A 24,730-nucleotide genomic window follows, 5' to 3' on the forward strand; every position below is an offset into this window, starting at 1 on the left:
ACACGCATGAATGAAGTAGGATCGAGGAGACTTTCTCTCACGCGCCCCCGGCCAGCCCTCGCTTGGCAGCCGCCTGCGCCGTGGGATTCGGCGTGGGCTCGCCGATCTTGCGCAGCGTGTTCCGGTCGGTATGGTGGAACGGCTCCGCCTGGCCGGGGATGACCAGTATCGTGTCCTGCTCGTAGGACCAGGTGCCGTCGTCGTTGATCGTGACCGTGATGGTGTAGCTCTCGGTCTTGAATGCGTATTCCAGGAACGGATTCGACACGATCCCGTTCGTCAGCGAACCCCGCACGGCATGGAGCGTGAAGCGCCGCGCGTCGGGTGAGGCCTGGCCCACCGCCATCGCCGTCTGCCCTCGCGGGATCGACAGCGTCTGCATCACCGCCCCCGTCGCGGGCTCCCACAGCCAATAGCCCACCTGGTCGTGGAAAGTTTCGACGTCATCCGGCTTGACGATGCGGGTGTGATAGCGCAACCCGTAGAACAATTGCGGACCGTTGGTCTGCGCATCGATGGGCTGGAGCTCCATGTGCTCGATGAACGCCTGCTTCTCGGGGCCGTCCGCCTTGGGGTTGATGTCCAGCCCGCGCGCGCCCGTCCAGATGCCGGCCATGCCGGTCAGCGGCCCGAGGTTGGCCAGCGTGTGAACATCCGGTTCCGGCTCGGTATAGATGTCCTTGGGATAGTTTTCCATGGTGGGTCCAGGGGGTGGGGATGAAAGATATCAGCTCAGCACGATGGTGTCCGACCGGTCGGCTTCGGGCGGCAGCTTCTCGCCCAGCATCTCGCGCAGGGTCGATTCGATCATGCCGGACATCGCGTCCAGGGCGAGGTCGTTCGGCTCCAGGCCGAAAGGCTCTTCGATCTCGGCCGCCAGGGCTTCCAACGCGAAGAACGTATAGGCGATGAAGGCCACGATCACCGGCGTCATGGCGCCGATGGCATCGATCAGGCCGAACGGCAGCAGCAGGCAATACAGATAGATGGTGCGATGGATCAGCACCGCGTAGGTGAAAGGGATGGGCGTCGACGCGATCCGCTCGCAGCCGCCCAGCGCCTCGCTCAGCTTGCGCAGCGACGCTTCCATCGGTGGCACGAGCACGGGGTCCAGGGAGCCGTCGCGGCGCCGTTCACCCACCCAGCGTCCGGCCTGTAGCAACAGCATGGCGGGCTTGTAGCGAGCCTGGCCGATGAAGGCCGCGCCCTCGTCGCCCAGCAGGCGCCGCAAATCGCCGCCGGCATCGCTGTTCCGCAATTGATGACGCAAGGCGTGCACAAAGGCCGCCAGGCACATGGCGAACTCGCGCGCCTTGTCCGGCGCGTCGGCCAGGGTCAGGGCCTGCCGGACCAGCGAGCGCGTCTCGTTCAGCAGCGTGCCCCACAGGCTGCGGGCCTCCCAATAACGCGCGTAGCTGGTGCTGTTGCGAAAGCCGAGAAAAATGGCCAGCGTCAACCCGATCAGCGAGAACGGCACGAAATTGAGCTGCACCTTCCATTCGAAGACCTGGCCGTGCAGCACGGTGACCAGGACGGCGAACAGCGTCGCCGCTGCCAGTTGCGGCAGGATGCCGGGCAGCACCGAGCCGCGCACGATGAACAGCATGCGCAGCCAGTGCGGGCGGGGCCGGATGATCATGCGTGCTCGCCGTCGAAGATCAACAGAACAGAATGGGCGGATTATACGTAGGTCGGAAGACCCGCCCGTACATGGGCCGTCCCCAGGCGCCCGTTGCCGTGTCGATCTGCCGCTCTTGCTACCCCCGCGGCTGGCGACCGGTTCCCCTCCCCGTCACTGCTGCTCGATGCCCGCCGCCTTGACGAGCTTCGTCCATCGGGCGATTTCGACTTTCTGGAACTCCGCCAGCTCCTGGCGGGTTCCCGCAATCGGCTTCCATGCGTTGTCGCCGAAGTACCGGGCGGCCTCCTGCGATCGCATGATGGGAACGATGAGCGCGTTGAGCTTGTCGGCGACGTCGTCCGGGGTACCCTTGGGCGCGAACACCGCCAGCCAGCCGCTGGCCTCGTAGCCGGGAACGCCCTGCTCGGCTATCGTCGGAATGTCCTCATAGCCGGGCATGCGCGTGGGCGTGGACACGCCCAGGGCCTTGAGCTTGCCCGCGCGCACGTGCGGCATCACCGCCGGCGCGTCGCCGAACACGATGTCGATCTGCCCCCCCATCACGTCCGTGACGGCCAACGGCAGCGTCTTGTACGGCACATGCAGGATGTCGATGCCGGCAAGCTCCTTGAGCACTTCGCCGCCGGCCCTGGACGAGGAATTGCCGGAGCCGAACGTCAGCTTGCCGGGATTCTTCCGGGCCGCGGCGATCAGCTCCTGCACGTTCTGGTAAGGCGCGCCGGGCGCGACCGTCAGTACCACGCCACCCACGATCATCGCGGTGATGGGCACGAAATCCGCCACGGGGTCGTACGGAAGCTTCTTGAAGAGCGCGAGGTTCGCGGCATGCGTCGTATTCGTCCCGACGACGATGGTGTATCCGTCCGCGGGCTGGCGCAGGACGTGTTGCAAGGCGATGAATCCGCTGGCGCCGGGCTTGTTGTCGACGATCACCGGCTGCTTGGTGATCTCGGTGATGTGCTTGCCGAGGAAGCGGGCAGCCAGGTCCGTCGTCGTGCCGGCGCCGAACGGCACGACGATGGTGATGGGCTTGCTGGGGAAGTTCCCGGCCTGGGCCTGCGCCTGCGGCGAGGCGGCCAGGGCCAGCGGCCCCGCCAGCACGAGCGCCTGCAATTTCTGGATCGTTCTCATGTCGTGTCTCCTTTGGTGTCCGTCCGTGCACGTCCGGCGGGTGACCGCCCGGACCGCATCCCGGCAGTCACATGCGCATCGCCTTGGCGATGATGCTGCGCTGGATCTGGGAAGTTCCCCCGCCTATGGTCGATTGCATGCCCTCGCGGAAATAGCGCTCCATGTCGGACTCGGGCAGCATGCTGTGTCCGCCCAGGATCTGCATGCCCTGGCGCGTCACCGTCTGCAGGGTCTCGGACGCCATCAGCTTGGCCATGCTGACTTCCCGCGAGCAAGGCAAGCCCCGCGAGGCCATGTCGGCGGCGCGATACACCATCAGGCGCGACGCGTCGACCGCGGTCTGCATGTCGGCCAGCATGTGGCGGATCACCTGGAAGTCGTATATCGGCTGGTCGAACTGGATGCGCTCGTGCGCATAACGCAGGGCATCGCTGACGGCCTGCTGCGCGTTGCCGACGTAGGCGGCCGACACGGCTATCCGCTCGAGCTCCAGATGATCGGTGATGATGCGCCAGCCGTCCCCCGGCTCGCCCAACATGTTGGCATCGGGCACCCATGCGTCGTCCACGAATATCTCGGTGGTACCGGTGGCGCGGCGCGCCATCGTCGGCAGGCGCCGGATATCCAGCCCCTTCGTGTCGTTGGGCACCAGCAGCACCGACAGGCCCTTGTGCTTCTTCGCTTCCTTGTCTGTGCGCACCAGCATCGCGATCACCACGTTCCTTGCCGCCGCGCCGGAACACCACAGCTTCTGGCCCCGGATCACCCAGCCCTGGTCGCGCGGCTCGGCCCGCGTGCGCGTCGACGCCGCGTCGGAGCCGGCCTGGGGCTCGGAGATCGAGATCGAGAAACGCAGGTCTCCCCGCATGAACGCGGGAAGATAGCGCTCTTTCTGCTCCGGGGTGCCGAACTTGACGATGTTCATGCCGGTGAACGTCGCGACCATGAAAGCCGTCGCGAAGTCGAAGCCATAGCGCGCCAGTCCCTCGCACATCAATGCGTAGTCGAAGATCGTGCCGCCGTCGCCGCCCTGCTCCTCGGGTATCAGCAGGCGCAGCCAGCCCAGCTTGGCCACCTTTTCATAGGCTTCGTAGGGATAGGCGCGGTCGATGTCGCACTTGCGCACATACTCGCGGCCGATCTCCTGCTCCATCACGCGCGCGACGGTGTCGCGCCACAAGACCTGCTCTTCGTTCAGGAAATCCATGTCGTTCTCTCGATGGAAAGATGGCAATGATCATTGGGCCGGCAGGCGCTGGCGCCGCACGAGCAGGCTGAACTCGCAACTCAGCACGGTTTCGTCGCGCTGGTTGACCGCGACGAGCTTCGTCGTCGCGATGCCGTGCCTCTCGCCTTTGTCGCGCAGGTTGATGATTTCGCTCTCGGCATGCAGGGTGTCGCCGATGAACGTAGGCTTGAGGAAACGCAGCTTGTCCACGCCGTAGAAGGCTTCGACGACGCTCGAATCGAAACCGAGCAACGCATTCACGACCACGAACACCAGGCCGCCCTGTACGACGCGCTGGCCGTAAAGAGATCGCTTGGAAAACTCCGCGTCCGCATGGATGGCCAGCCAGTTGCCGGTCAGGCCGCAGAAATTGACGACGTCCGTCTCGGTCATGGTGCGGCCACCGGAGCGGCGGCGCTGGCCCAGGGACAGTTCGTCGAAAGGCTGGGTAATCATCGAATCCGGGCCTCCATTCGAGCGGATGGCCGAATTCTAGATTCTTATTTCGTTTTTAAAAGTCTAATTTCATTTTAATTATTTGATCGGCAGGTGAAAAAGCGTCCGGAGCAAGCCAATTCCGGCCAGACATGAGGCGTGTCATCGATACCAAACCATTGATATTTCTGGGAAATTCTCCGGAGCATCTCGCTTCCGCCGCGTCGAATCCCGCTTCGCGAGCGACACGCTAGGACTTTCCCTAGGTCATGGGCATGACGATGTCCCTGTCCGTGAACCCGCGCCGTTGGACGCCCCCTTGTATCGCCGCCCCGGACGCGCCCGGGCACTTCTTCATGAGTTTTTCGCGCTTGACCCTGGTCTAAGCAGACAATTAATATTTTAGAACGGTCGGTCCAATATTTGGAATTTACGCGATGCCGGGCCGGCGGGCGCACTCGGTACACATGACAAGGACCACCCCACCATGACTCAACCCCTGCTTGGCAAGCTCCGCCACATCTCCCTTTCGGTGAAGGACATCGAAGAAACCGCACGCTTCTACGAACAGGCATTCGGCATGTTCCGCGTGCGCCAGTCCAACGTCGCCGTCATGATGTCCGACGGCGTGGTCAGCCTGGCCATCATCAGCTCGACCAAGAATCCCAACGCGGAAGAACGCGAGGGCCTTCATCACATGGGCTTCCTGATCGACGAGATGGAAAACGCCGCGGACCGGGTACTGGGCGCCGGCGCCCAGTACCACGGCCAGATCAACGGCGTGGGCAAGGGCCCGGCCACCGAGCGCAAGTACCGCGACCCGAACGGCATCGTGTTCGACATTGTCACGCGCGAGCACGCCGAGCGCGTCTGGTGCCTGCCGCAGATCGTGTAAGGAGAACCCATGCCGAATCATCCCTACACGCTCGAACAGTTCTGCGAGAACACCCGCGCGACCCTGCGCCAGGATCCCGGCCGCGCCGGCCAGGAGCGCGTCTGCGCCGATTTCGAACGGCTGCTGCAATCGCCGGCCTTCGTCGACAAGTACTGCGCGCCGGAGCTCGAACGCAAGCTGTACCGCGTCCATACCGACCCCGAACTCGGTTTCGAGGTCCTGGTCCACCTGAACAAGGCGGCGCGTAAGTCCCCGCCCCACGACCATGGCGAATCCTGGGCGATCTATGGCCAGGTCACCCGGTGGGTGGATATCACCAACTACCGGCGCGTCGACGACGGCCGGCAGCCCGGCCGCGCCGACCTGACGCCGACCGAGTCCTTCCGGCTGGAACCCGGGCAGGCCCGGCTGTTCCCGCAAGGCGCCATCCACGCGATCGACTACCCCGACCAGGCCGTGTTCGCGCGCGTCACCGGACGCGACCTGGACGCCTTCCATCGCGACATGTTCGATCTCGAGACGGGAACGGTCACCCGCATGACTCCGCAGCGGGCGAGCTGACGTGGCGCCCCGCACCATGGAACAACCGACATGAACATGCCAGGACAGGAACGGATCGTGACCCCCGCCGAATTGCGGGCGCGCCTGCGGCGCGACGGGGAACTCGCCCTGGTCGACGTTCGCGAAGAACTTCCCTTCTCCCGCGGACACCTGCTGCAAGCGCGCTGCATCGCGCTGTCCCGGCTGGAGGTGCTGATGCCGCAGCGCATACCCCGCCGATCGACGCCCATCGTGCTGTGCGCCGACGCGGCGCTGAACCAACGGGCGCGCGGGCGGCTGGCCAGCCTCGGCTATACGGACGTCTCCGCCCTGGAAGGCGGGATCGAGGGCTGGGCCCGGGCCAGCCTGCCGGTCTTCAGCGGCGTCAACGTACCCAGCAAGGCCTTCGGCGAATTCGTCGAGCATGCCTATCGCACGCCCTCGATAGACGCGAAGGAACTGCAGCGCCTGCTCGACGCCCGTGCCAACGTGAAGGTATTCGACTCGCGTCCCTATGACGACTACACCGCCGAGACCATCCCCACATCCACCAGCGCGCCGGGCGCGGAACTGGCATTCCGCGTTCCCGCAGCCATCGTGAACGACGACACGCTGGTGGTAGTCAACTGCGCCGGCCGCACCCGCAGCATCCTGGGGGCGCAATCCATCATCAACGCCGGCCTGCCGCAACGCGTCGTTGCCTTGCGCAACGGCACCATGGGATGGCGCCTGGCGGGGCTGGCGGTGGAAACCGGCGCGGAACGCCGCCTGGCCGCGCCCTCGCCTCAAGCCGCGCAGGCCTCGCGCATGGCCGCGCAGCGCTTTGCCGACGCCGCCGGCGTACGCGAGGCCGACCTGCCCATGCTCCACCAATGGCTGGACGAGCGCGAGGCGCGCACGCTCTATGCGCTGGACGTACGCACGCCCGATGAAGCCGCGCGGGATCCGCTGCCCGGCACGCTGTCCGCCCCCGGCGGTCAACTGGTACAGGCAACCGATCTCTATGTCGGCACCCTGCAATCGCGCATTGTCCTGCTCGATCCGGAGCACACGCGGGCGCTGATGACGGGAGCCTGGCTGCGGTGCATGGGATGGCGCGACGTCTACGTGGCACCGCCGCACCGGGTCCGCGACATGGCCGCCCTGCTCGCGACGCGGCCGGCTCCGCTGCCGACGCCGGCCAGCCCGGGATTGGACGCCGCCGAGGCCCAGGCCTACATGCAGGCCATGGACGTGACGGTGCTGGACCTGTCCTGGAGCCGCCACTACAAGCGGCGCCACGTGCCGGGCGCCGTGTTCGCCTCGCGCAGCTACCTGGATGCGGCCCTGGATGCCCATGCCGGCAGCGCGGGCTACCTGCTGACCTGCGAAGACGGCCGCGTCTCGGGTTTCGCCCTGGCCGAGGCACAGGCCCTGACCGGAAAGCCTGTCCACTACCTGGCGGGCGGGATCGCGGCCTGGTCCGCGGCGGGCCTGCCGTTGAGCGGCGACGGACAACGCTGGTCGGTGGAACCCGAAGACGTCTGGCTGCGCCCCTTCGAAAGGTCGACCCAGACCCGCCAAGCCATGGACGAATACCTGTCGTGGGAAGTCGACCTGCTGGAACAGGCCCGCCTGGACGGCAGCCTGAACTTCCAGGCCTATGCGCCGCAGCGGCCCACCTGAGGCCGCGCGCCGTTCGCAAACGATAAGAAAACCGGAGACATCTCATGACACAGCAAAGACTCGGCAAGCCCGTCCTTGGCCTTGCGGCGCTCGCGCTGTCCTGCGCCGGCGGCCTGCCCACCACCCTGGCCGCGGACGCCACGTGGAAACCGGCCAGGCCCATCAAACTCATCGTCGCCTACCCCGCGGGCGGTCCGGTCGACCAGACGGCGCGCGCCTTCTCGAACGAAATGGCGAACGAACTCGGCCAGCCCGTCATCGTCGACAACCGCGGCGGAGCCAGCGGCGCGCTGGGCGCCAACTTCGTCCGCCGCGCAGAGCCCGATGGCTACACCATCAGCCTGATCATGGATGCCCACACCATCGTGCCCAGCCTGATGAAGGACGCCGGCTATCGCCCGCTGGAAGATTTCACGCCGATCGGCCTGGTCACGCGTGCGCCCATGGCCATCGGCGTCAATGCGCAGCGGCCCTACAAGACCTTCCGCGACGTCGCCGAAGCCGCCCGGGCCAAGCCCCGAAGCGCCAGCTATGGCGTCTCGCAGGGTACGCTGGGCAGCCTGGTCATGCTCCAGCTCCAGCGCCTGGGCAATTTCGAACTGCTCAACGTGCCCTACAAAGGCGCCGCGCCCGCGCTGCAGGATGCGCTGGGCGGACAGATAGACATGGTGGTCGGCTTTCCCAGCAAGGTCATGCCCTACATCCAGAGCAAACAGATGCGCGTACTGGCCGTCACCTCGAAAGAACGCTCGAAAGACCTTCCCGACATTCCCACACTGGGCGAGCAAGGCTTCGGCGAGATCGACTGGTCGGGCTGGATGGGACTGGCGGGGCCCGCCGGCATGCCGCCGGCCATCGTCCAGCGCTACAGCAGCGTCTTGAAGAAGGTACTGTCGGAACCCGCCGTGATCGAACGCTTCAATGCCGCGGGCATGCCGGTGGACTTCAGCGATCCGCCCACCTTCGCGAAATTCATGGCGTCCGAAACCGCCTACTGGAACAAGGTCATCGTGGATGGCAAGCTCGCCGCGTCCAACTGACCCGGAAAGAAAAGGCTTTCCCGTTCAGCCGGAAAAGCCCAGCGTCGCCGATATCGCCCGCGCGTGCTCCTGCAGCAACGCGATGATCCGCTTGGGCGGCGCCTTGGCCAACCGCACGGCCAGGCCCGTCACCCCTATCGCCGCCACGCACTCGCCCCCGGCATCGCGAATCGGCACGGAAATACCCATCACCCCCTCGGCCCACTCTTCGTTGTTGACCGCGTAGCCGTCGCGCCGGACCTTCGCCATGATCTTCTCCAGCTCGGCCCGCGTGGTCGGCGTGTTGGGACCGAAGCGGGGATACGGCTCGGCCAGCGAATCCAGCACGGATCCGGACGAAAACGCCAGCAACACCTTGCCCGAAGCCGTCGCATGCATGGGCGCCTGCCCACCCGTCTTCGCATTCACCCGGATGCGATGCGTACCCTCGACCACGTCCAGATACACGATGCTGTCCCGGTCCAGGGCGGCCAGATACGAGGTCTCGCCCAACTCGTTGCGCAGGGCCACCAGGGCCGGCCGGGCCAGCGATGCCACGTTGTAGCGTTCCCGCACGCTGTTACCCAGAGTCCAGGTCTTGAGCGTGGGCATGTAGCTCGCATCCGGTGCCTGGCAGACATAGCCCAGGTGCATCAGCGTGTTGAGCAGGCGGTGGACGTTGCTTTTCTGAAGCCCGGTCTCGCGGGTCAGCTCGGACAGGCTCACCGGCCCGTCGTGCTGGCACAGGCGCTCGAACACCTGGAAGGCTTTGATGACTGTCTTATCCATTCGCGGTCTAGATTTTCGTGGGTACCGGCCTTGCGCGGCTGATCATAGCAAAGACACTCCGCTCGACCGCCGGCAGTGCGACAGGAAATTGGCCACGGCGGCCGATGCCCCGCCGCTCGGATGGACGACGTCGATGCGCGTCTCCAGCAGGCGGCTGTTCCCCGCGATCGGCACCTGGACCACGCCGCGATGCCCACTCGCCGCCGCGGACCCCGGTATCAGCGCAACCCCCAGGCGGCCGGCGACCAGCGCCATGATCGTGTAGATGTGCGCCGCTTCCTGGACGATGTTGGGCTGGAAGCCCGCTTCGATGCAGGCCCCGACGATCCGCTGATGAAAAGCGGGAACCCGGTCGGCGGAATAGGAGACGAACCGCTCGCGCGCCAGCGCCGATAACGGAATCGAACGCCGCGACGCGAGGGGATGGTCATCGGGCAGCACGGCGCACAGCCGGTCGACCAGGACGGTTTCGCCGTCCACCCCCGCGGCCAGCTCCACCGGCGGACTCAGCAGGCCGACGTCGGCGCGGCCGCTCGATACCAGGCCGGCCACGTCCACCGACACCCCCTCGACCAGGCGCAACCGGACGTCCGGATACTCCTCGGAAAAGCGGCCCAGCACCTCGGGCAGGAAACTCACCATCGCCGAGGTGATGAAGGCGACCCGTACCTCGCCCAGTTCGCCGCGGGCCGTCGCCTGGGTCAACTCGACGGACCGCCGCGCCTGGGCCAGCAGCAACGTTGCCTCCTTGAGCAGGACCGCTCCCGCCTCCGTCAAGCTGATCCCGACGGGAGAACGCTCGAACAACCGCACGTCCAGCTGGGCCTCCAGCTTGTGCATCGCCACGCTCAGAGGCGGCTGCGACATGTGGAGCATGTCGGCGGCACGCCGGAAGCTTCCGGACTCCGCCACCGCCACGAACTGGCGTAGCACCCGCAGATCGGGCAAGGCCGAGGGTATATCCATCGTGTATCACCATGCAGCTCAAAGATATTGGACGCATTACCCCCGGCATCTTACAGTCAACCCCACGTCACCGCCGTGCAACGAACCCGCCTGGAGAATTCATGGGCTCCCGATCTCTGCCCCCGGCATGGGGCCTGCTCTTGCTGAGCGCCCTTCCCTGCGCCGCCTCCGCGCAGACCTATCCCGACCGGCCCATCCGCCTGGTCGTCGCCACGCCTCCCGGCTCGACGCCGGACATCGGCGCGCGCCTGCTGGGACATTTCCTGGCGGAAGACCTCAAGCAGCCCGTGGTGGTCGAGAACAAACCCGGCGTGAACGGCATCCTGGCCGCGCGGGAAGTACTCAAGGCGCAGGCCGACGGCTACACCTTCCTGATCGCCCCGCAAAGCACCATGTCGGTCAGCCCGCACGTCTATCCCAGGCAGGCCGGCGCGTTTCCGACGTCGTTCGTCGCGGTGGGCCAGATCTATAGAACCGACTTCAGCCTGATCGTCAGCAACGCCTCGGGCCTGCGTTCGGTCAGCGACGTCATCGCCGCGGCCAGAAAGGCGCCCGGCAAGCTGACGGCGGCCTACGCCGCTCCCGGCAGCGCCTCCCATGTGTCGGCCGAACGCTTCAAGCAAGCCGCCGGCGTCGACATCTATACGGTCTCCTTCAACGGCAGCCCCGCCGCCGCACTGGCGGTAGCCTCCGGCGACGCGGACATGCTGTTCGAAACCATTCCATCCACCGAGTCGGTGGTTGCCACGGGCAGGGCGCGCCGAATCGCCATGACGGGACCCGCCAGGTTCGAACTCGCGCCGAACGTCCCCACGGTGGCCGAGTCCGGCCTTCCTGGATTCGTGGTGACGACCTGGGCCGGCCTCTTCGCCGCCAGGGACCTGCCCGCGGACAGGCTGGACCGGATCGCCGCGGCGGTGGCCAAGGCGCTGAAGAACCCCGAACTGGTGCGGAAGATCGCCGCCGCCGGCTTTTTGCCCGGCGAGGCATTGCCCGTGGAGTTCCAGAAATTGTGGATGGCCGAATCGGCCATGTGGAAAAAGACGGTGGATCACGCACCGGCATTGCAATTGGAGCGTTGAGCATGGATCTTGGAATCGCGGACAAAGTCGCTTTGGTCCTGGGTGGCGGAGGCGGCCTGGGAGGCGCCATCGCGCAGGCCTTGAGCCGCGAAGGCTGCCGCGTGGCGGTGGCCGATCTCAATCTGGAGGCGGCGCAGGCGGTGGCATCCGGCATCGCCGAACGAGGTGGAGAAGCCGTCGCGCTGCAATGGGATCTCGGCCGGCTCGACCAGCACGACGAGAAGCTCGCAAGGCTGGAATCGGCCCTCGGTCCCGTCGACATCCTGGTCAACAACTCCGGAGGGCCGAAGCCCTCCTCGACCCTGGAGGTTCCCGACGACGACTGGCGCCGCCATTTCGACGCCATGGTGCTGGCGCTGATGTCGCTGTCCCGGCGCATCGTGCCGGGCATGCGCGAACGCGGATGGGGCCGGGTCATTACCTCCACGTCGTCGGGCGTGGTCGCTCCCATCGCCAATCTGGCCGTCTCGAACGCGCTGCGCCTGAGCCTGGTCGGCTGGTCCAAGTCGCTGGCCAACGAAGTCGCTCGCGACGGCGTGACGGTCAACGTAACCGTCCCCGGACGCATCGCCACTTCTCGCGTGGCCGCTCTCGACCAGGCCCGGGCCGCCGCCTCGGGCCTCTCGACGGACCAGGTGTCGGCGGCCAGCCTCGCCAGCATCCCCGCCGGCCGCTATGGCGACCCTGGCGAATACGCGGACGCGGTCGCCTTCCTGGCCAGCGCGCGGGCCAGCTACATCACCGGCAGCGTCCTGCGCGTGGACGGCGGCCTGATTCCCAGCATCTAGACCAAGGAGCAGATTCATGACCATGACGAAAGAGCAACGCCGCACCCTGCGCGAGCGCTATGCCAAGGTCGACACGGCCAACGTGGCGGACGTGCTCGACGAACTGGGCCTGTTCGATCAGGGCCTGGCGCCGGAATTCCGCCAACTGAGCGGCACCGGCAAGCTGGCCGGCTGGGCCTTCACCATCCGCGGCCAGATGGTGCCCGGCCCCCAGGGGGGCGACGCGCAGAAAATGCGGGCGTGCCAGGAAATCTCGGACGACGAGGTCAGCGTCTGGAGCGGAGACGGCCGCGGCATCTGCTATTTCGGCGAACTCATCGCCATAGGCATGAAGGAACGCGGCTGCGTCGGCGCCCTGATCGACGGCGGCATCCGGGACCTGCACTGGCTCAACGCCATGCAATTCCCCATCTTCGCCACCTACCGCACGCCGGTCCAGTCCATCGGCCGCTGGCGCGTCACAGGCTGGCAGGAGAAGGTCTACCTGGCCGGGGCCACGGGCAACCTGGTCGCCGTGTCCCCCGGCGACTTCATCCTGGCCGATGCCGACGGCGCCATCGTCATCCCCGCGGCCCACGCCGAGAAGGTGCTGGTCGAGGCCGAGCGCCTGACCGAACAGGAGGCCCGCATCCGGCAGGAACTCGCCAACGGCCTGTCGCTGTCCGCCGCCCTGGAGAAGTATGGACACGTCTAGCGCGGACGAGGGCCGCATCCTGCCGGCGGACCGGCAAGCGCCCTTCGCGTTCCGGGTAAAGAAGATCTCCGCCTACGCCTGCCTCGCCCCCACGCCCGCCGTCGTCTCGTCTTTCGGCGCTCGCCGGGAGCGAGGCGCCCTGCTGGTCGCGCTCGAAGACGAGACCGGCCACGTCGGGTGGGGAGAAATCTGGTGCGGGATGCCGGCGGCCGGCGCCCTGCACCGCCTCGCGCTGCTGCGCGAATTCGTCGCCCCCTTTCTGGCGGGGCAGCTCGTGCGCGACATTCCGGCCTGCGTGCGGACACTGGCGACGCGGCTGGCACCCGTGGAGATCCTGGCGGGCGAACGCGGTCCCGTCTCGCAGGTCCTGGCCGGACTGGACAGCGCGCTCTGGGACTTGCGCGCAAGGGTGGCGGGCCTTCCGCTCCATGCGCTGCTGGGGACCGGCAGCCCCACCCTGCGCTGCTACGCCAGCGGCATCGCGCCCGACGCCTCCGAGGCGGTCCTGGACCGCCTGAGGTCCCAGGGGCACCGCGCCTTCAAATTCAAGGCGGGTTTCGACGATGCCCGTACCCTGCCCCTGCTGGCGGACCAGCGTTGCCGGCTCATGCCGTCCGAGCGCATGATGATCGACGCGAACTGCGGCTGGACCCCGCGGTCCGCCCTTGCCGCCGTGCGCGAACTCCGGGAGGTCGAACTGGAATGGATAGAAGAGCCAATCCGGCCAGACTGCGCCGACGACGACTGGATGCGGCTGCGCGAGGTTGCCGCGACAGCGCTGGCGGGCGGCGAGAACCTGTTCAGCGCAGCGGAGTTCTCGCGCGCGTCCGCCTGGCTCGGCGTGGTCCAGCCCGACGTGGCGAAGTGGGGCGGCGTCTCGCAGGCATTACGCCTCGGGCGGGAGGTGGAACGCCGCGGCGGCCTGTTCTGCCCCCATTCGTTCGGGACCCACATCGCCGCGATGACATCCGCCCACGTATTGGCCGCCGTGGGCGGACGGGGCTACCTGGAACTCGATGTGAACGACAACCCCTTGCGAGCCAGCGCCAGCTACGCGGGCTGGATCGCCCGGGGATCGATCACGCTGCCGGACGCGCCCGGCATAGGCGTCGGCCTGGACGTCGCCGGCATTTCCGCCCATGTCCGGGACAGCTTCAGCATCGCGGCAGCGGGTGTAGCGTTCACCTGAAGCGGTATCGGCCGATCAGGCCGCCTGCACCCGTTGCAGGAACCCCCGTATCAGCGCGACCACTTCGTCCAGATGCGTTTCCAGCAACCAATGGCCGCCGTCCAGCAGGTGGAGTTCGGCATCCGGCAAGTCGCGCAGATAGGCACGGGCGGAGGCTTCAGGCATGTAGTGGTCCTGCGGCCCCAAGACAATCAATGTGGGCGGCTGGTGGTCCGCCAGGTATTGCCGGGCGCCGAACCGATCCCAAATTGGCTGCATTGACGGAGTTGGACTATCTATTGGCGGTCGATGACTTCAGTCGCATCGGCGCGCTGCGCCTGCACGGCCCGGACGGGGCCTGGCATCGAACAGTGCCCGAAGGCCGACGCACTACCCCACCGTTGATCGAGCTCGAACACATCTATCAAGCCAGCCGCGCTGTCGAGCGCGGGCAGGAGACGGCCGAAGACTTGCGATCGTGACGGCGCCGATGGCCGTATTCCATACCAGTCAGCCGCATCGTTGTTGCAGGCTTCGCGTGAGGAAGATCGCAGCTACACGGAAATCGCGGATGCCATCCGTTCCCACGGTCATGAACCTGCCCGGGATTTGCGCCAGCTATGGCGTCGCCTTGTATTCAACTTGTTGATTACGAACGTAGACGACCACTTGCAGAACCATGGTTTCCTTCATGTAGCGCATGGACTGTGGCGTCTTGCGCCCGCCTTCGACGTCAACCCTTTTCCGGACAAGGAACGGGAATCCAAGACCTGGCTGTCTGAAACAGATGGATGCTACGGCTGCGCTGCTGGGGCATTGAAAAGGGAGATTCCTATGTCCTCGGTGCCGCATTGCAATTGCAGGACGATCCGATCCGCATCGACGTGCCCCGTGATCGGAAGGGCAGTGACGGCCTGAAAGACTGGAGCGGGTGAAGGGAACATCACGCCGCACTCAAATCATTGATTGATAACGGGTTTATTCCGTTGGCGCTACGGAACTAGGCCAGATTATGTACCGGACGTACCGCGTCGGCAACCAGATCCTATCCGCATTTGTCTGCTGACATTCACGGTCAGTCATCAACGCGCGCTCCAGGCAGACGTGTTTCATTCTATCGTTTGATGTATAAGATCAACGAAATCAAGGAACATCTTTGGGGCAATGGAAAGATCCTCACATGCCCAGCGCGCTCTTGCCCTGCTCCACAAGCAGGGCTTTCTGCGCACCAGCGACTTGGACACCATCGGCGCGCCGCGGGTGGTGCTGACACGTCTGTCCACTTCCGGGCAGTTGGAGCGTGTCGGGCGCGGCCTCTACCGTTTGCCAGGCAACCCCATGTCCGAGCAGGAGGACCTCGCCACGATTGCAGTCAAGGTTCCCAAAGCCGTGTTCTGCTTGCTGACGGCACTCCAGTTCCACGAACTGACCACGCAACTGCCTCGCCAAGTTTGGATTGCCATGCCTCGTGGCAGCCACACCCCACGTATCGAGCACCCGCCGATCAAGATGGTGCAGATGGCGGGTGATGCCTATGCCTTGGGCATTGATGAGCACGAACGCGATGGCGCCAGACTGCGGATCTACAGTGCCGCCAAAACCGTGGCGGACTGCTTCAAGCACCGCAACCAGATCGGCCTGGACGTGGCCATTGAGGCGCTGAAGGCTGCCTGGAAGACACGCAAGGCTTCAGCCGATGACCTATGGCGCCATGCCAAGGTCTGCCGGGTCGCAAATGTCATGCGTCCTTACCTGGAGGCGGTTTCGCATGAGTGACCACGCCGCCTTGATTCGCGCTTTCCGGGCAAGCCGATCCGTGCATTCGGATCGAGACGTCGTTGTCAACGAACGGCTCGGATAAGGCAGCCCATCATGGCACTCGACCACCTCACACTCACCACATACCGCGATCGGCATCCTGCATGGCGATTGCTGGCCTCGCCACATGCGCCATTGGTAGCAAGCTTCCTATACCGGGTGTTCGTTGCACCGAACGTGCGGCTGACGAGCGAAGCGGATCTGGCCGAAATGCTGGAAGATGAGCTGTTTGCCCTGCGCGAACAGCTCGGTGCAGAGGTGTATCCGAAAGCCGCAACTGAATACCTGAATGACTGGTGCGCGCCGGACAAGGGCTGGCTGCGCAAGTTCTACAAGCCCGGCACCGACGAAGCCCAGTTCGATCTCACCCCCGCCACCGAAAAAGCCATCGCCTGGCTGGTATCGCTGACCGAACGGCCTTTCGTCGGCACTGAATCTCGCCTGCTGACCTTGTTCGCGCTGCTGGAGCAGATCAGCACCGGAAGCGAGGCCGATCCAGCCAGGCGCCTGGAGGAACTGCGCCGCAAGCGCGACGAGATCGACGCCGAGATCGGCCGCGTCCTGTCCGGCGACGTGCCGCTCATGGATGACACGGCCATCAAGGATCGCTTCCTGCAATTCCAGCAGTTGGCGCGCGAACTGCTGAGCGACTTCCGCCAGGTGGAACACAACTTCCGCCAACTCGACCGCAGCGTCCGCGAGAAGATCGCGTTGTGGGACGGCAGCAAGGGGGCACTGCTCGACGAGGTCATGGGCGAGCGCGACGCCATCGGGGATTCCGACCAGGGCCGCAGCTTCCGTGCATTCTGGGATTTCCTGATGTCCAGCCGTCGCCAGGAAGAACTGTCCGCACGGCTCGACCAGATCCTCGGCTTGCCCGCCGTGGCTGCGCTCAAGCCGGAGCCGCGCACCCGCCGGGTGCACCACGATTGGCTGGAAGCGGGCGAACATACCCAGCGCACGGTAGCGCAGTTGTCGCAACAACTGCGCCGCTTCCTGGATGACCGGGCCTTCCAGGAAAACCGCCGCATCCTCGAACTCTTGCACGGCATCGAGACCCAGGCGCTGGCCTTGCGCGACATGCCGCCGGCCGGCGACGTGATGCGCCTCGACGAGATGGGCGCGGACATCGCCTTGCCGCAGGAACGCCCCCTGTTTGCGCTCCATGCCAAACCACGCCTGGCGGAACTGGTCCTTGAGGACGGTGACGACGACATCGACACCGCACGCCTGTTCGACCAGCACGTCGTGGACAAGACCCGCCTGCGTGAGGCCCTGCGGCAGGCATTGCGGCAGCAGTCGCAGATCAGCTTGCGCGCGTTGCTGGAGACCCAGCCGCTGCAACAGGGATTGGCCGAACTGGTCACCTGGCTGGAACTGGCCCACGCGGGCAGCCGCTGGCTGGATGGCCTCAGGGCCACGGTGGATGACGATGTGCAGGAGATCATCGAATGGGCCATGCAGGACAGCGATGGCTCCACGGTACGACGGCGGGCGCGAATGCCACGCGTGATTTTTGCGCGTTGATGCAAACTGCGACGGATAAAGCGAAGACCCATGAACGATATGCATCAGGATGATCCAGAAGGCAGTACCGAGTCGCTCCCGCCCGTTGTAGCGGAACTCTCGCAACTGATGGTGCATTTGCTCAAAGGCGTGTTGTACCGCCAGGACGACGAGCGCCTATGGGCCAGTCTGCTGAGCCTGCAGGCGCGTGTACGGGAGCAGGCGGCGGTGTTGTTGCTGGATCTGGTGCTGGACGAAGCCGAGGGCTACGCCTTCCTCAAAAGCCAGCCGGAGCCGGAGGATGTGGACGCCACACCCCGTCCGCCGCGCCTGATCGCGCGACGGCCGCTGTCCTACCCGGTCAGCCTGATGTTGGCCTTGCTGCGCAAGCGCCTGGCCGAATCCGACGCCAGCGGCGGCGATACCCGGCTGGTGCTGTCGCGCGAGGATATCGCCGAATTGATGCGCGTGTTCCTGCCGGACGGCACCAACGAGGCGCGCCTCGTCGACCAAGTGGATTCGACCATCACCAAGGTGGTGGAACTGGGGTATCTGCGCAAGCTCAAGCCCGTTGCCGGCGCAGCTCAGCAGGCACCTCGCTACGAGGTGCGGCGCATCCTCAAGGCGTTCGTCGATGCACAGTGGCTGGCCGACTTCGATGCGCGCCTGGAGGGCTATCGCACCGCATTATCAGGTGCCGATCGCGACAAGGAAGCTGGCCGATGAACGATTTTTCGCCACAGGAGCTCGATTTCGTGGCCGACGACAGCCGCGTCGGCTTTCGCCTGCAGCGGCTGGAAGTTCTGAACTGGGGCACATTCGACCGGCGCGTCTGGCGCTATGAACTCGATGGGCGTAACGGCCTGCTCACTGGCGACATCGGTTCGGGCAAATCCACCCTGGTCGATGCCGTCACCACGCTGCTGGTGCCAGCGCAACGCATCGCCTACAACAAGGCCGCAGGCGCCGAGACGCGTGAGCGATCACTGCGGTCCTACGTGCTGGGCCATTACAAGAGCGAGCGCAACGAAACCACCGGCAGCGCCCGCCCGGTGGCGCTGCGCGATGCAAGCAGCTACAGCGTGATCCTGGGTGTGTTCCGCAACGAAGCCTATGGCCAGTCGGTCACGCTGGCGCAGGTATTCTGGTTTCGCGAACCACAGGGCCAGCCCGCACGCTTGTTCGTGACGGTAGAGCGGGAGCTGTCCATCACCGAGCACTTTTCCGGATTCGGCAGCGACATCAACGGCCTGCGCAAGAAGTTGCGCGCGATGGGCTGCGAACTGAATGACAGCTTCCCGCCCTACGGCGCCTGGTTCCGCCGCCGCTTCGGCATCGAGCACGAGCAGGCGCTGGAGCTGTTCCATCAGACGGTTTCCATGAAATCGGTTGGCAATCTGACCGATTTCGTGCGCAGCCATATGCTCGAACCGTTCGACGTGGGGGGGCGCATCGAGGCACTGCTCGGCCATTTCGATGACCTCGACCGCGCCCACCAGTCGGTACTCAAGGCCAAGCGGCAGATCGAGTTGTTGACTCCGCTGGTGGAGGATGGCCTTCGCCACGGGCAAATCGCCGCCGAGATCCAGGCGCTGCGCGAAGGACGCGATGCATTACGCCCGTACTTCGCCGGCTTGAAGGCAGCACTGCTGGAGAGGCGCCTGGAATTGTTGACTCAGGATGCGACGCGCTGGGACGCCCGCATCAAGCAACTGGGAGAGCAACGGGACAACGCCCGAATCGAGCAGGGGAAGCTCGAAGGCGCACTGCGCGAGAACGGCGGCGACCGGCTGCAACAACTCGCTGCCGCCATTCAGCAGCAGGAGGCAGAGAAACAGCAACGGCAGGAGAAAGCGGACACCTACACCACGCTATTGACGCGCATTGGAGAAGCAGCGCCGGGAGACGAAGCTGCTTTCATGACACAAAGATCCACCATCGGAGAACACGCCGAAGCGCTGCGCACAAGCATTGCGGACCACGATACGCAGATCAATGAAGACGGATATGCGCTGCGGCGGGGTCAGGAAGAACACAAAGCGCTCAGCGACGAGATCGACAGCCTTGCGCGTCGCAAAAGCAATATCGATGCGGCGCAGGTGCGCATCCGCGAAGCCCTGTGCGCCGCTTTGTCCATCGCCGAGGAAGACCTGCCCTTTGCCGGTGAACTGATCCAGGTGCGCGAGGACGAACGCGACTGGGAGGGCGCGGCCGAACGCCTGCTGCATGGCTTCGGCCTGTCCCTGCTGGTGCCGGATGCGCACTACAAGGACGTGGCCGATTGGGTGGAACGCCAGCACCTGGGCACGCGGCTGGTGTACTTCCACGTGCGTGCGCGCAAGCCTACTCAGGCCATTAGCCTGCACCCCCAATCGCTGGTGCGCAAGCTGCTCATCAAGCCCGACACGCCGTACTACGACTGGCTTGAACGCGAACTGCACCACCGCTTCGACCTGGCCTGCTGCGACAACACCGAGCAGTTCCGCCGCGAGACCCGAGCCATCACCCGCGCCGGACAGATCAAGGACCCGAGCGGACGCCACGAAAAGGACGACCGCCGCCGCATCGACGACCGCAGTCGCTACGTGCTGGGCTGGAGCAACGCCGACAAGCTGCGGACCTTGCGTGACGAACGTGAAGGCCTGGAACAGCGACTGGGCGACATCGGTCTGCGCATTGCCAACACACAGCGATTGCGCGGGCAATGCCAGGCGCAACTGGAGGCCTTGGCCAAGCTCGAAGTCTTCACCCGCTACAGCGAGATCGACTGGCAGGCACCGGCACGCGAGATTGCCCGGCTGACCGAGGAACGCGACCGCCTCAAGGCGGCCTCCGATACCCTGCGGGAACTGGAAAGCCAACTGGCGCAGGTCGTTGATCGCCTGAAGGAGATCGAAGGCGATCTTGGCGAGGCACAAGGCAAACGCGGAGAAATTCGCAGCAAACACGAAACTGCCCAGGCACAGCATGCGCAGGCTCTCGAAATCCAGACGCAAGCCGCACTCGACGACATGTTGCTGCAATCTCTTGAGGGCTGGCGCGCCGAAGTCCTGGGCGACCACCAGCTCACGGTGGAATCCTGCGACAACCGCGAACAGGACGTGCGCAATGGCTTGCAGGCGCGCATCGATGCCGAAGACAAGCGTCTCTCACGCCTGACCGAACGCATCATCAACGCCATGCGCGGTTTTAAGGAGGCCTTCAAGGCAGAGACCGCCGAGATCGACATCAGCCTGGCCGCGCTGCCCGAGTTCGAGCGCTTGATGAAGGATTTGCAGCACGACGACCTGCCGCGCTTCGAAGCGCGTTTCAAGGAACTGCTCAACGTCAATACCATCAACGAGATCGCCAATTTCAACGCCCAGCTCGCGCGCGAGCGTGAAACGATCAAGGAGCGGGTCGATGTCATCAACCAATCCTTGCAGGTGATCGACTACAACCCCGGACGCTACATCCGGTTGCTGGCGCAACCCAGCCCCGATGCGGAGATCCGCGACTTCCTGCAGGATCTGCGTGCCTGCACCGAAGGAGCGCTGAGCGGCTCGGAAGACGAACAGTATTCCGAGACCAAATTTCTGCAGGTCAAAGCCATCATCGACCGCTTCCGGGGGCGCGAGGGACTGGCCGAGATCGACCGGCGCTGGATGCAGAAGGTGACCGACGTGCGCAACGGCTTCCTGTTTTCCGCCAGCGAGCGCTGGCGCGAGGACGATGCCGAGCACGAACACTACTCCGACTCCGGCGGCAAATCCGGCGGGCAGAAGGAGAAGCTGGCCTATACCGTGCTGGCCGCCAGCCTGGCCTACCAGTTCGGCCTGGAATGGGGGGCGGTGCGCTCGCGCTCGTTCCGTTTTGTCGTGATCGACGAAGCCTTCGGGCGCGGCTCGGATGAATCGGCCCAGTATGGGCTGGAACTGTTCCGCCAGCTCAACCTGCAACTGCTGATCATTACGCCGCTGCAAAAGATCCACATCATCGAGCCCTACGTGTCCAGCGTCGGCTTCGTGCACAACGAAGGCGGCCGCGAGTCGCGGCTGCGCAACCTGAGCATTGAAGAGTATCGTGCGCAGAAGGCTGCTGCCACGGGAGCCGCCCCATGACCTGGAGCCAGCCCACCGATCTGCGCACGCAGGTCGAACGGCTGTGGCAGCGCGGCGAACTGCTGCGTACCGTGGTCGGCGGTGACACACTGAATTGGCCATTGCGGCTGTCGCTGAAGTCGCCGTCCGCCGCCGATCTCAGCAACCGTTTCGATGCCGTGCGCGGCTGGGTGCGGGAGATCAGCGCCATGCCGCGCGTGCGCATCGAATGGCGCGAGTGGATGCACCGGGTGCAGGGCCGGCAGCGCCTGCCGGACACGCTGTGGATCGATACGTTGGACGATGCACTGGCGATGATCGGCAAGACCGGCGATGCCCGCCGGTTCCAGGCGCTCTGGCAGCAAACTGCCGAAGCGCAACCCACACTGCTGGCATGGCTGCAAAGATCGCCGTTGCAGACTTTGGCGCTGGCCGAACACTGGCCACGCCTGCTGGCCGTGGTGGCCTGGGTGCAAGCCCATCCGCGCCCAGGCGTCTATCTTCGGCAGGTTGACGCGCCGGGCGTGGACAGCAAATTCATCGAAGCCCATCGCGGTACGCTGGCTCAGTGGCTGGATCTGGCTTTGCCGACGGAAGCCATCGACCACGCTGCTACCGGGATGGCCGGGTTTGCCCGTCGCTACGGTTTTCTGGAGAAGCCCGTTCGCATCCGCCTGCGCTTGCTCGATCCGCAACTGCCCCAGCTTCCCGGCTGCACCGGACTGACCGACATCACCCTGGATGAGGATAGCTTCGCCACGCTCACCTTGCCTGCGCAGCGTGTGTTCATCACCGAAAACGAGGTGAACTTCCTAGCGTTCCCACCGGTCTCCAGTGCCATCGTCGTGTTCGGTGCCGGCTATGGCTGGGGAGCGCTCGCCCGAGCCAACTGGCTGCATCGCGCCTCTCTGCACTACTGGGGAGACATCGATACCCATGGCTTTGCCATTCTGGACAGCCTGCGCAAGTATTTCCCGCTAGCCGCTTCGTTCCTCATGGACCGCTCCACCCTGATGGCCCACGCACTTCAATGGGGTGACGAGCCCCTCGACAAACGCCATACGTTGCCCTTGTCCCGACTGGTCGATGAGGAGGCCGCTCTCTACGACGACTTGCGTCATGACCGAATCCGGCCACAGCTGCGGCTGGAACAGGAACGCATCAGCTATCGCTGGCTATGCGCGGCGTTGGCGACAACAGTCCAGGACGATTCTCGGCCGTAGCGGTATGTCCTGCCGATGTCGTCAGGGCGTGGTCGATTCGACGAACGCCGGCTCGAAATCCAGCAGGTCGGTACCGCGCATGCCCAATCCCCGGGCCACTGCACGCCAGCCCGCCACGGCCTGGGCCACTTCGTTCCAGATCGCCTGCGCTTGCGCAGCATCCAGCCTGAAATACGACGCGGCGGCCATCAGCATGTCACGGCTGTCGATGACGCCGGTGTCCTCGGTCAGCCAGGTCTTGCTCTCGCGACGGTCGCCCGGCATCGGGTTCAGGTCGAAGGCCGGCGACAGGCGCCAGCCGCGCCGGCGCGCGTCGTAGAGGAAGCCGGTGTTGCGCAGGTGGTCGTCGGTATTGCAGATCAGGAAATTGAGGACCAGCCGCCGCCACAGCTCATGGATGTCGGCGATCGGATCGGCGCCCGACTGAAGCAGCACATCCACCAGTTCGGTGTAGGCATGCGTCGCATCGCGGCCATCGGACTGGAGCATCGTCGCGGCCGACACGTAGGGGATGCGAGCGCCGTCGTCGGTGCGGTCGAAACGCCGGATGACGGCGACCGCCGTGCTGCCGATCACTTCCACGCGCGCCGGCGCCACCCGGATGCCGGCCTTGGCCGCCAGTTGCATGGCCAACACTTCGCCCCGGATCACGTCGCGCCGATCCGCCTGGCTGGGAAACTTGCCGACCGCCAGGCGTCCATCGATGTCCCGCACCGTGGACTTCGGCCTGGCACCACCCAGCGACGTGCCTTGCCCCAGCAGGTAGCGCAGATCCTGCGCGCTTTCCGTTCCGTCCTCCAGGGCGCGGGCCGCGTGCAGCACCTTGTCCAGTTCCACCAGTGGCGGTACGTGCCGGTTCGCTCCGCCGGCGCGCAGGTAGGCGCGAGATTGCGGATCGAACAGGCGCAGCGCGCCGACGCGCGCCTCGTCGTCCACCCACATCACGAAGTCCACCGGGTCCAGTGCAGGCGTGTCGCGGTCTTCCTGCCGCAGCTTCGCATGGGCGCGCCGGATCACACGCTCGCCCCAGGCGTCGGGCGCGGTGTCCTCCAGCGCGAGGAAGAACACCTGACGGGGATGCTGCACGCCGGCCACCGGCTGGAGATCGGGCGACAGCGTGAAGAACCGGACATCCTGCAGCCAGCCTTCGTCGTAGCTGAACGCGCTGCGCCGGCCGCTGCCCAAGTGCAGGCGCCCCACGACCAAGCCACTTGCCCCCAAGTGGACTTCGAGGTCCGGACGTCGCGCAGGCCGATGCGTTGCCATCAGAAGCCCTCCAGGTCATCGGCAGGCGCGGGCGCATCGCCTTTGTCAACGGGTGCTGCCTGCCGCTTCCTGCCGGCAGAGGTGCGTACCCGCTGCGGCAACTGCTCCCGCACCAGTTCCATGCCGAGCGCATCGTTCTCCAGGGTCATCGCCTGGGCCAGGTCATCGAGCCGGCCCAGCACGTGCAGCGCGCGCAGGAAGGTGTGCAGCGCGGTGCCGGGATAGCCATCTTCCATGCGCCGGACGGTGCTCAGGGACGTGCCGATGCGCTGAGCAAGGTCTTCCTGGCTGAGGCGGCGCATGCGCCGCGCCGCCGAGATGTCCTGCCCCAGGCGGCGCAGCGCGCGCGCGACAGGCTGCGGCATCGCCACCTGCGCACCGGAGCGCTTTTGCTCGGAAGAAGACATCTTTTAGGGCCTCAAATATGAAGTTATTTTCGAAATAAGCATTCATATTTGAATGCAAAAATGGGGGTCAGTCAACCCAGTCCATGTCTGCCCTTGCAGTTCTGGTGACCGCGCTGCGCCATTGCCAGCCGTCCTGTTCGTGAGAGGTATCACCGGGCTGCCAACTCCCGATGAAATCCGGCAGGTGATCTCACCTCGTCACCGCTCGATTGTTCGCAGGAGCCACCAAACGGCTCCTACGCACGTGAGAGAAACGGGGCGTCATGCTTTGTCGATCTGGGGGAAGACCCCTCGCGTCTTGCCCCAAATCTCGCCGCACCCCGTCGAGGCGGCATCGCCACACCTGTTTCCGCCTGCACTGCGTCTGCTGATAGACCGTCGCTGTCTTG

23 protein-coding genes and 2 pseudogenes are annotated in these 24,730 nt (G+C 65.4%); 15 read left to right on the forward strand and 10 right to left on the reverse strand.

What is annotated here, in order from left to right:
* Window positions 1-37: 37 nt before the first annotated feature.
* From R4823_RS21565 to R4823_RS21585, 5 genes are all read right to left on the reverse strand, one after another.
* Entirely contained in the window at window positions 38-697 is a 660-nt protein-coding gene (locus tag R4823_RS21565) for a heme-binding beta-barrel domain-containing protein (RefSeq protein WP_087837824.1), read from the reverse strand.
* Window positions 698-727: 30 nt separating this feature from the next.
* Window positions 728-1,639, reverse strand: a complete 912-nt coding sequence (locus tag R4823_RS21570) for a bestrophin family ion channel (protein ID WP_087837825.1) — start codon at window positions 1,637-1,639, stop codon at window positions 728-730.
* A 153-nt stretch (window positions 1,640-1,792) separates the two neighbouring features.
* A complete protein-coding gene (locus R4823_RS21575) occupies window positions 1,793-2,773 on the reverse strand; it encodes a tripartite tricarboxylate transporter substrate binding protein (RefSeq protein WP_087837826.1) in 981 nt (326 codons plus the stop codon).
* 67 nt (window positions 2,774-2,840) lie between these two features.
* Window positions 2,841-3,980, reverse strand: coding sequence for an acyl-CoA dehydrogenase family protein (locus tag R4823_RS21580; protein WP_087837827.1), 1,140 nt, complete (start codon window positions 3,978-3,980; stop codon window positions 2,841-2,843).
* Between the two features lie 30 nt (window positions 3,981-4,010).
* Complete coding sequence (locus R4823_RS21585; RefSeq protein ID WP_087837828.1) at window positions 4,011-4,457, reverse strand: MaoC/PaaZ C-terminal domain-containing protein; 447 nt, start codon at window positions 4,455-4,457, stop codon at window positions 4,011-4,013.
* Window positions 4,458-4,923: 466 nt separating this feature from the next.
* Between R4823_RS21585 and R4823_RS21590 the strand changes: the two genes are divergently transcribed.
* The 4 genes from R4823_RS21590 to R4823_RS21605 are packed head-to-tail and all read left to right on the forward strand — an operon-like array spanning window position 4,924 to window position 8,576.
* Window positions 4,924-5,331, forward strand: coding sequence for a VOC family protein (locus R4823_RS21590; protein WP_087837829.1), 408 nt, complete (start codon window positions 4,924-4,926; stop codon window positions 5,329-5,331).
* Between the two features lie 9 nt (window positions 5,332-5,340).
* Entirely contained in the window at window positions 5,341-5,892 is a 552-nt protein-coding gene (locus R4823_RS21595; RefSeq protein ID WP_087837830.1) for a hypothetical protein, read from the forward strand.
* Window positions 5,893-5,922: 30 nt separating this feature from the next.
* Window positions 5,923-7,536 (forward strand): rhodanese-like domain-containing protein, encoded by a 1,614-nt coding sequence (locus tag R4823_RS21600; RefSeq protein WP_338616077.1) that lies wholly within the window; start codon window positions 5,923-5,925, stop codon window positions 7,534-7,536.
* 44 nt (window positions 7,537-7,580) lie between these two features.
* Complete coding sequence (locus tag R4823_RS21605; protein WP_338616079.1) at window positions 7,581-8,576, forward strand: tripartite tricarboxylate transporter substrate binding protein; 996 nt, start codon at window positions 7,581-7,583, stop codon at window positions 8,574-8,576.
* 24 nt (window positions 8,577-8,600) lie between these two features.
* Here R4823_RS21605 and R4823_RS21610 read toward each other — a convergent pair whose 3' ends face one another.
* Window positions 8,601-9,344, reverse strand: a complete 744-nt coding sequence (locus R4823_RS21610) for an IclR family transcriptional regulator (RefSeq protein WP_338616081.1) — start codon at window positions 9,342-9,344, stop codon at window positions 8,601-8,603.
* Between the two features lie 42 nt (window positions 9,345-9,386).
* A complete protein-coding gene (locus R4823_RS21615; protein ID WP_338616083.1) occupies window positions 9,387-10,310 on the reverse strand; it encodes a LysR family transcriptional regulator in 924 nt (307 codons plus the stop codon).
* Between the two features lie 101 nt (window positions 10,311-10,411).
* On the opposite strand from R4823_RS21615, the gene R4823_RS21620 reads away from it, so the two are divergent.
* Genes R4823_RS21620 through R4823_RS21635 form a run of 4 tightly spaced genes read left to right on the forward strand, consistent with a single transcriptional unit; the run spans window position 10,412 to window position 14,063 of the window.
* On the forward strand, window positions 10,412-11,392 hold the full coding sequence (locus tag R4823_RS21620) for a tripartite tricarboxylate transporter substrate binding protein (protein WP_176400673.1): 981 nt from the start codon (window positions 10,412-10,414) through the stop codon (window positions 11,390-11,392).
* 2 nt (window positions 11,393-11,394) lie between these two features.
* Window positions 11,395-12,180: an SDR family oxidoreductase gene (locus R4823_RS21625; RefSeq protein ID WP_087837836.1), complete on the forward strand. Its 786-nt coding sequence runs from the start codon at window positions 11,395-11,397 to the stop codon at window positions 12,178-12,180.
* 16 nt (window positions 12,181-12,196) lie between these two features.
* Entirely contained in the window at window positions 12,197-12,874 is a 678-nt protein-coding gene (locus tag R4823_RS21630; protein WP_176400674.1) for an RraA family protein, read from the forward strand.
* The gene (locus R4823_RS21635; protein ID WP_087837837.1) at window positions 12,861-14,063 is read left to right on the forward strand and encodes a mandelate racemase/muconate lactonizing enzyme family protein; all 1,203 of its coding nucleotides are present in this window, start codon (window positions 12,861-12,863) and stop codon (window positions 14,061-14,063) included. The genes R4823_RS21630 and R4823_RS21635 overlap by 14 nt, the downstream gene beginning before the upstream one ends.
* A gap of 15 nt (window positions 14,064-14,078) precedes the next feature.
* Here the strand turns inward: R4823_RS21635 and R4823_RS21640 are convergent.
* Window positions 14,079-14,288, reverse strand: a pseudogene (locus tag R4823_RS21640) (alpha/beta hydrolase); the annotation flags it as partial.
* A gap of 5 nt (window positions 14,289-14,293) precedes the next feature.
* Here R4823_RS21640 and R4823_RS21645 point away from each other — a divergent pair.
* The 7 genes and pseudogenes from R4823_RS21645 to R4823_RS21675 all read left to right on the forward strand — a co-directional run.
* A pseudogene (locus R4823_RS21645) lies at window positions 14,294-14,834 on the forward strand (HipA domain-containing protein); the annotation flags it as partial.
* On the forward strand, window positions 14,834-14,977 hold the full coding sequence (locus tag R4823_RS21650) for a hypothetical protein (protein ID WP_243724544.1): 144 nt from the start codon (window positions 14,834-14,836) through the stop codon (window positions 14,975-14,977). The pseudogene R4823_RS21645 and the gene R4823_RS21650, both read left to right, overlap by 1 nt.
* A gap of 229 nt (window positions 14,978-15,206) precedes the next feature.
* Window positions 15,207-15,818 (forward strand): type IV toxin-antitoxin system AbiEi family antitoxin domain-containing protein, encoded by a 612-nt coding sequence (locus R4823_RS21655; protein WP_027350488.1) that lies wholly within the window; start codon window positions 15,207-15,209, stop codon window positions 15,816-15,818.
* 96 nt (window positions 15,819-15,914) lie between these two features.
* Complete coding sequence (locus R4823_RS21660; protein ID WP_043223284.1) at window positions 15,915-17,387, forward strand: DUF3375 domain-containing protein; 1,473 nt, start codon at window positions 15,915-15,917, stop codon at window positions 17,385-17,387.
* Window positions 17,388-17,417: 30 nt separating this feature from the next.
* A complete protein-coding gene (locus R4823_RS21665; protein WP_043223286.1) occupies window positions 17,418-18,092 on the forward strand; it encodes a DUF4194 domain-containing protein in 675 nt (224 codons plus the stop codon).
* Complete coding sequence (locus tag R4823_RS21670) at window positions 18,089-21,466, forward strand: ATP-binding protein (protein WP_338616087.1); 3,378 nt, start codon at window positions 18,089-18,091, stop codon at window positions 21,464-21,466. Before R4823_RS21665 ends, R4823_RS21670 begins: the two co-directional genes overlap by 4 nt.
* Window positions 21,463-22,668, forward strand: coding sequence for a DUF3322 domain-containing protein (locus tag R4823_RS21675; protein ID WP_043223293.1), 1,206 nt, complete (start codon window positions 21,463-21,465; stop codon window positions 22,666-22,668). The genes R4823_RS21670 and R4823_RS21675 overlap by 4 nt, the downstream gene beginning before the upstream one ends.
* A gap of 21 nt (window positions 22,669-22,689) precedes the next feature.
* Here R4823_RS21675 and R4823_RS21680 read toward each other — a convergent pair whose 3' ends face one another.
* A complete protein-coding gene (locus R4823_RS21680) occupies window positions 22,690-23,934 on the reverse strand; it encodes a type II toxin-antitoxin system HipA family toxin (protein WP_338616090.1) in 1,245 nt (414 codons plus the stop codon).
* Complete coding sequence (locus tag R4823_RS21685; protein WP_048939782.1) at window positions 23,934-24,341, reverse strand: helix-turn-helix domain-containing protein; 408 nt, start codon at window positions 24,339-24,341, stop codon at window positions 23,934-23,936. The genes R4823_RS21680 and R4823_RS21685 overlap by 1 nt, the downstream gene beginning before the upstream one ends.
* Between the last annotated feature and the right edge of the window lie 389 nt (window positions 24,342-24,730).

This window comes from Pigmentiphaga sp. CHJ604 (assembly GCF_036972535.1).
In the GTDB taxonomy this organism is placed as follows: Bacteria; Pseudomonadota; Gammaproteobacteria; order Burkholderiales; family Burkholderiaceae_B; genus Pigmentiphaga; species Pigmentiphaga daeguensis.

Excerpts from the sequence above, each read along its gene's own strand:
- R4823_RS21565 (WP_087837824.1), bottom strand. The coding sequence starts at position 697 with ATGGAAAACTATCCCAAGGACATCTATACCGAGCCGGAACCGGATGTT.
- R4823_RS21595 (WP_087837830.1), top strand. The coding sequence starts at position 5,341 with ATGCCGAATCATCCCTACACGCTCGAACAGTTCTGCGAGAACACCCGC.
- R4823_RS21580 (WP_087837827.1), bottom strand. The coding sequence starts at position 3,980 with ATGGATTTCCTGAACGAAGAGCAGGTCTTGTGGCGCGACACCGTCGCG.
- R4823_RS21635 (WP_087837837.1), top strand. The coding sequence starts at position 12,861 with ATGGACACGTCTAGCGCGGACGAGGGCCGCATCCTGCCGGCGGACCGG.
- R4823_RS21660 (WP_043223284.1), top strand. The coding sequence starts at position 15,915 with ATGGCACTCGACCACCTCACACTCACCACATACCGCGATCGGCATCCT.
- R4823_RS21665 (WP_043223286.1), top strand. The coding sequence starts at position 17,418 with ATGAACGATATGCATCAGGATGATCCAGAAGGCAGTACCGAGTCGCTC.
- R4823_RS21625 (WP_087837836.1), top strand. The coding sequence starts at position 11,395 with ATGGATCTTGGAATCGCGGACAAAGTCGCTTTGGTCCTGGGTGGCGGA.
- R4823_RS21680 (WP_338616090.1), bottom strand. The coding sequence starts at position 23,934 with ATGGCAACGCATCGGCCTGCGCGACGTCCGGACCTCGAAGTCCACTTG.
- R4823_RS21675 (WP_043223293.1), top strand. The coding sequence starts at position 21,463 with ATGACCTGGAGCCAGCCCACCGATCTGCGCACGCAGGTCGAACGGCTG.
- R4823_RS21585 (WP_087837828.1), bottom strand. The coding sequence starts at position 4,457 with ATGATTACCCAGCCTTTCGACGAACTGTCCCTGGGCCAGCGCCGCCGC.
- R4823_RS21670 (WP_338616087.1), top strand. The coding sequence starts at position 18,089 with ATGAACGATTTTTCGCCACAGGAGCTCGATTTCGTGGCCGACGACAGC.
- R4823_RS21630 (WP_176400674.1), top strand. The coding sequence starts at position 12,197 with ATGACCATGACGAAAGAGCAACGCCGCACCCTGCGCGAGCGCTATGCC.
- R4823_RS21610 (WP_338616081.1), bottom strand. The coding sequence starts at position 9,344 with ATGGATAAGACAGTCATCAAAGCCTTCCAGGTGTTCGAGCGCCTGTGC.
- R4823_RS21605 (WP_338616079.1), top strand. The coding sequence starts at position 7,581 with ATGACACAGCAAAGACTCGGCAAGCCCGTCCTTGGCCTTGCGGCGCTC.
- R4823_RS21600 (WP_338616077.1), top strand. The coding sequence starts at position 5,923 with ATGAACATGCCAGGACAGGAACGGATCGTGACCCCCGCCGAATTGCGG.
- R4823_RS21615 (WP_338616083.1), bottom strand. The coding sequence starts at position 10,310 with ATGGATATACCCTCGGCCTTGCCCGATCTGCGGGTGCTACGCCAGTTC.
- R4823_RS21570 (WP_087837825.1), bottom strand. The coding sequence starts at position 1,639 with ATGATCATCCGGCCCCGCCCGCACTGGCTGCGCATGCTGTTCATCGTG.
- R4823_RS21575 (WP_087837826.1), bottom strand. The coding sequence starts at position 2,773 with ATGAGAACGATCCAGAAATTGCAGGCGCTCGTGCTGGCGGGGCCGCTG.
- R4823_RS21650 (WP_243724544.1), top strand. The coding sequence starts at position 14,834 with ATGCTACGGCTGCGCTGCTGGGGCATTGAAAAGGGAGATTCCTATGTC.
- R4823_RS21590 (WP_087837829.1), top strand. The coding sequence starts at position 4,924 with ATGACTCAACCCCTGCTTGGCAAGCTCCGCCACATCTCCCTTTCGGTG.
- R4823_RS21685 (WP_048939782.1), bottom strand. The coding sequence starts at position 24,341 with ATGTCTTCTTCCGAGCAAAAGCGCTCCGGTGCGCAGGTGGCGATGCCG.
- R4823_RS21655 (WP_027350488.1), top strand. The coding sequence starts at position 15,207 with ATGGAAAGATCCTCACATGCCCAGCGCGCTCTTGCCCTGCTCCACAAG.
- R4823_RS21620 (WP_176400673.1), top strand. The coding sequence starts at position 10,412 with ATGGGCTCCCGATCTCTGCCCCCGGCATGGGGCCTGCTCTTGCTGAGC.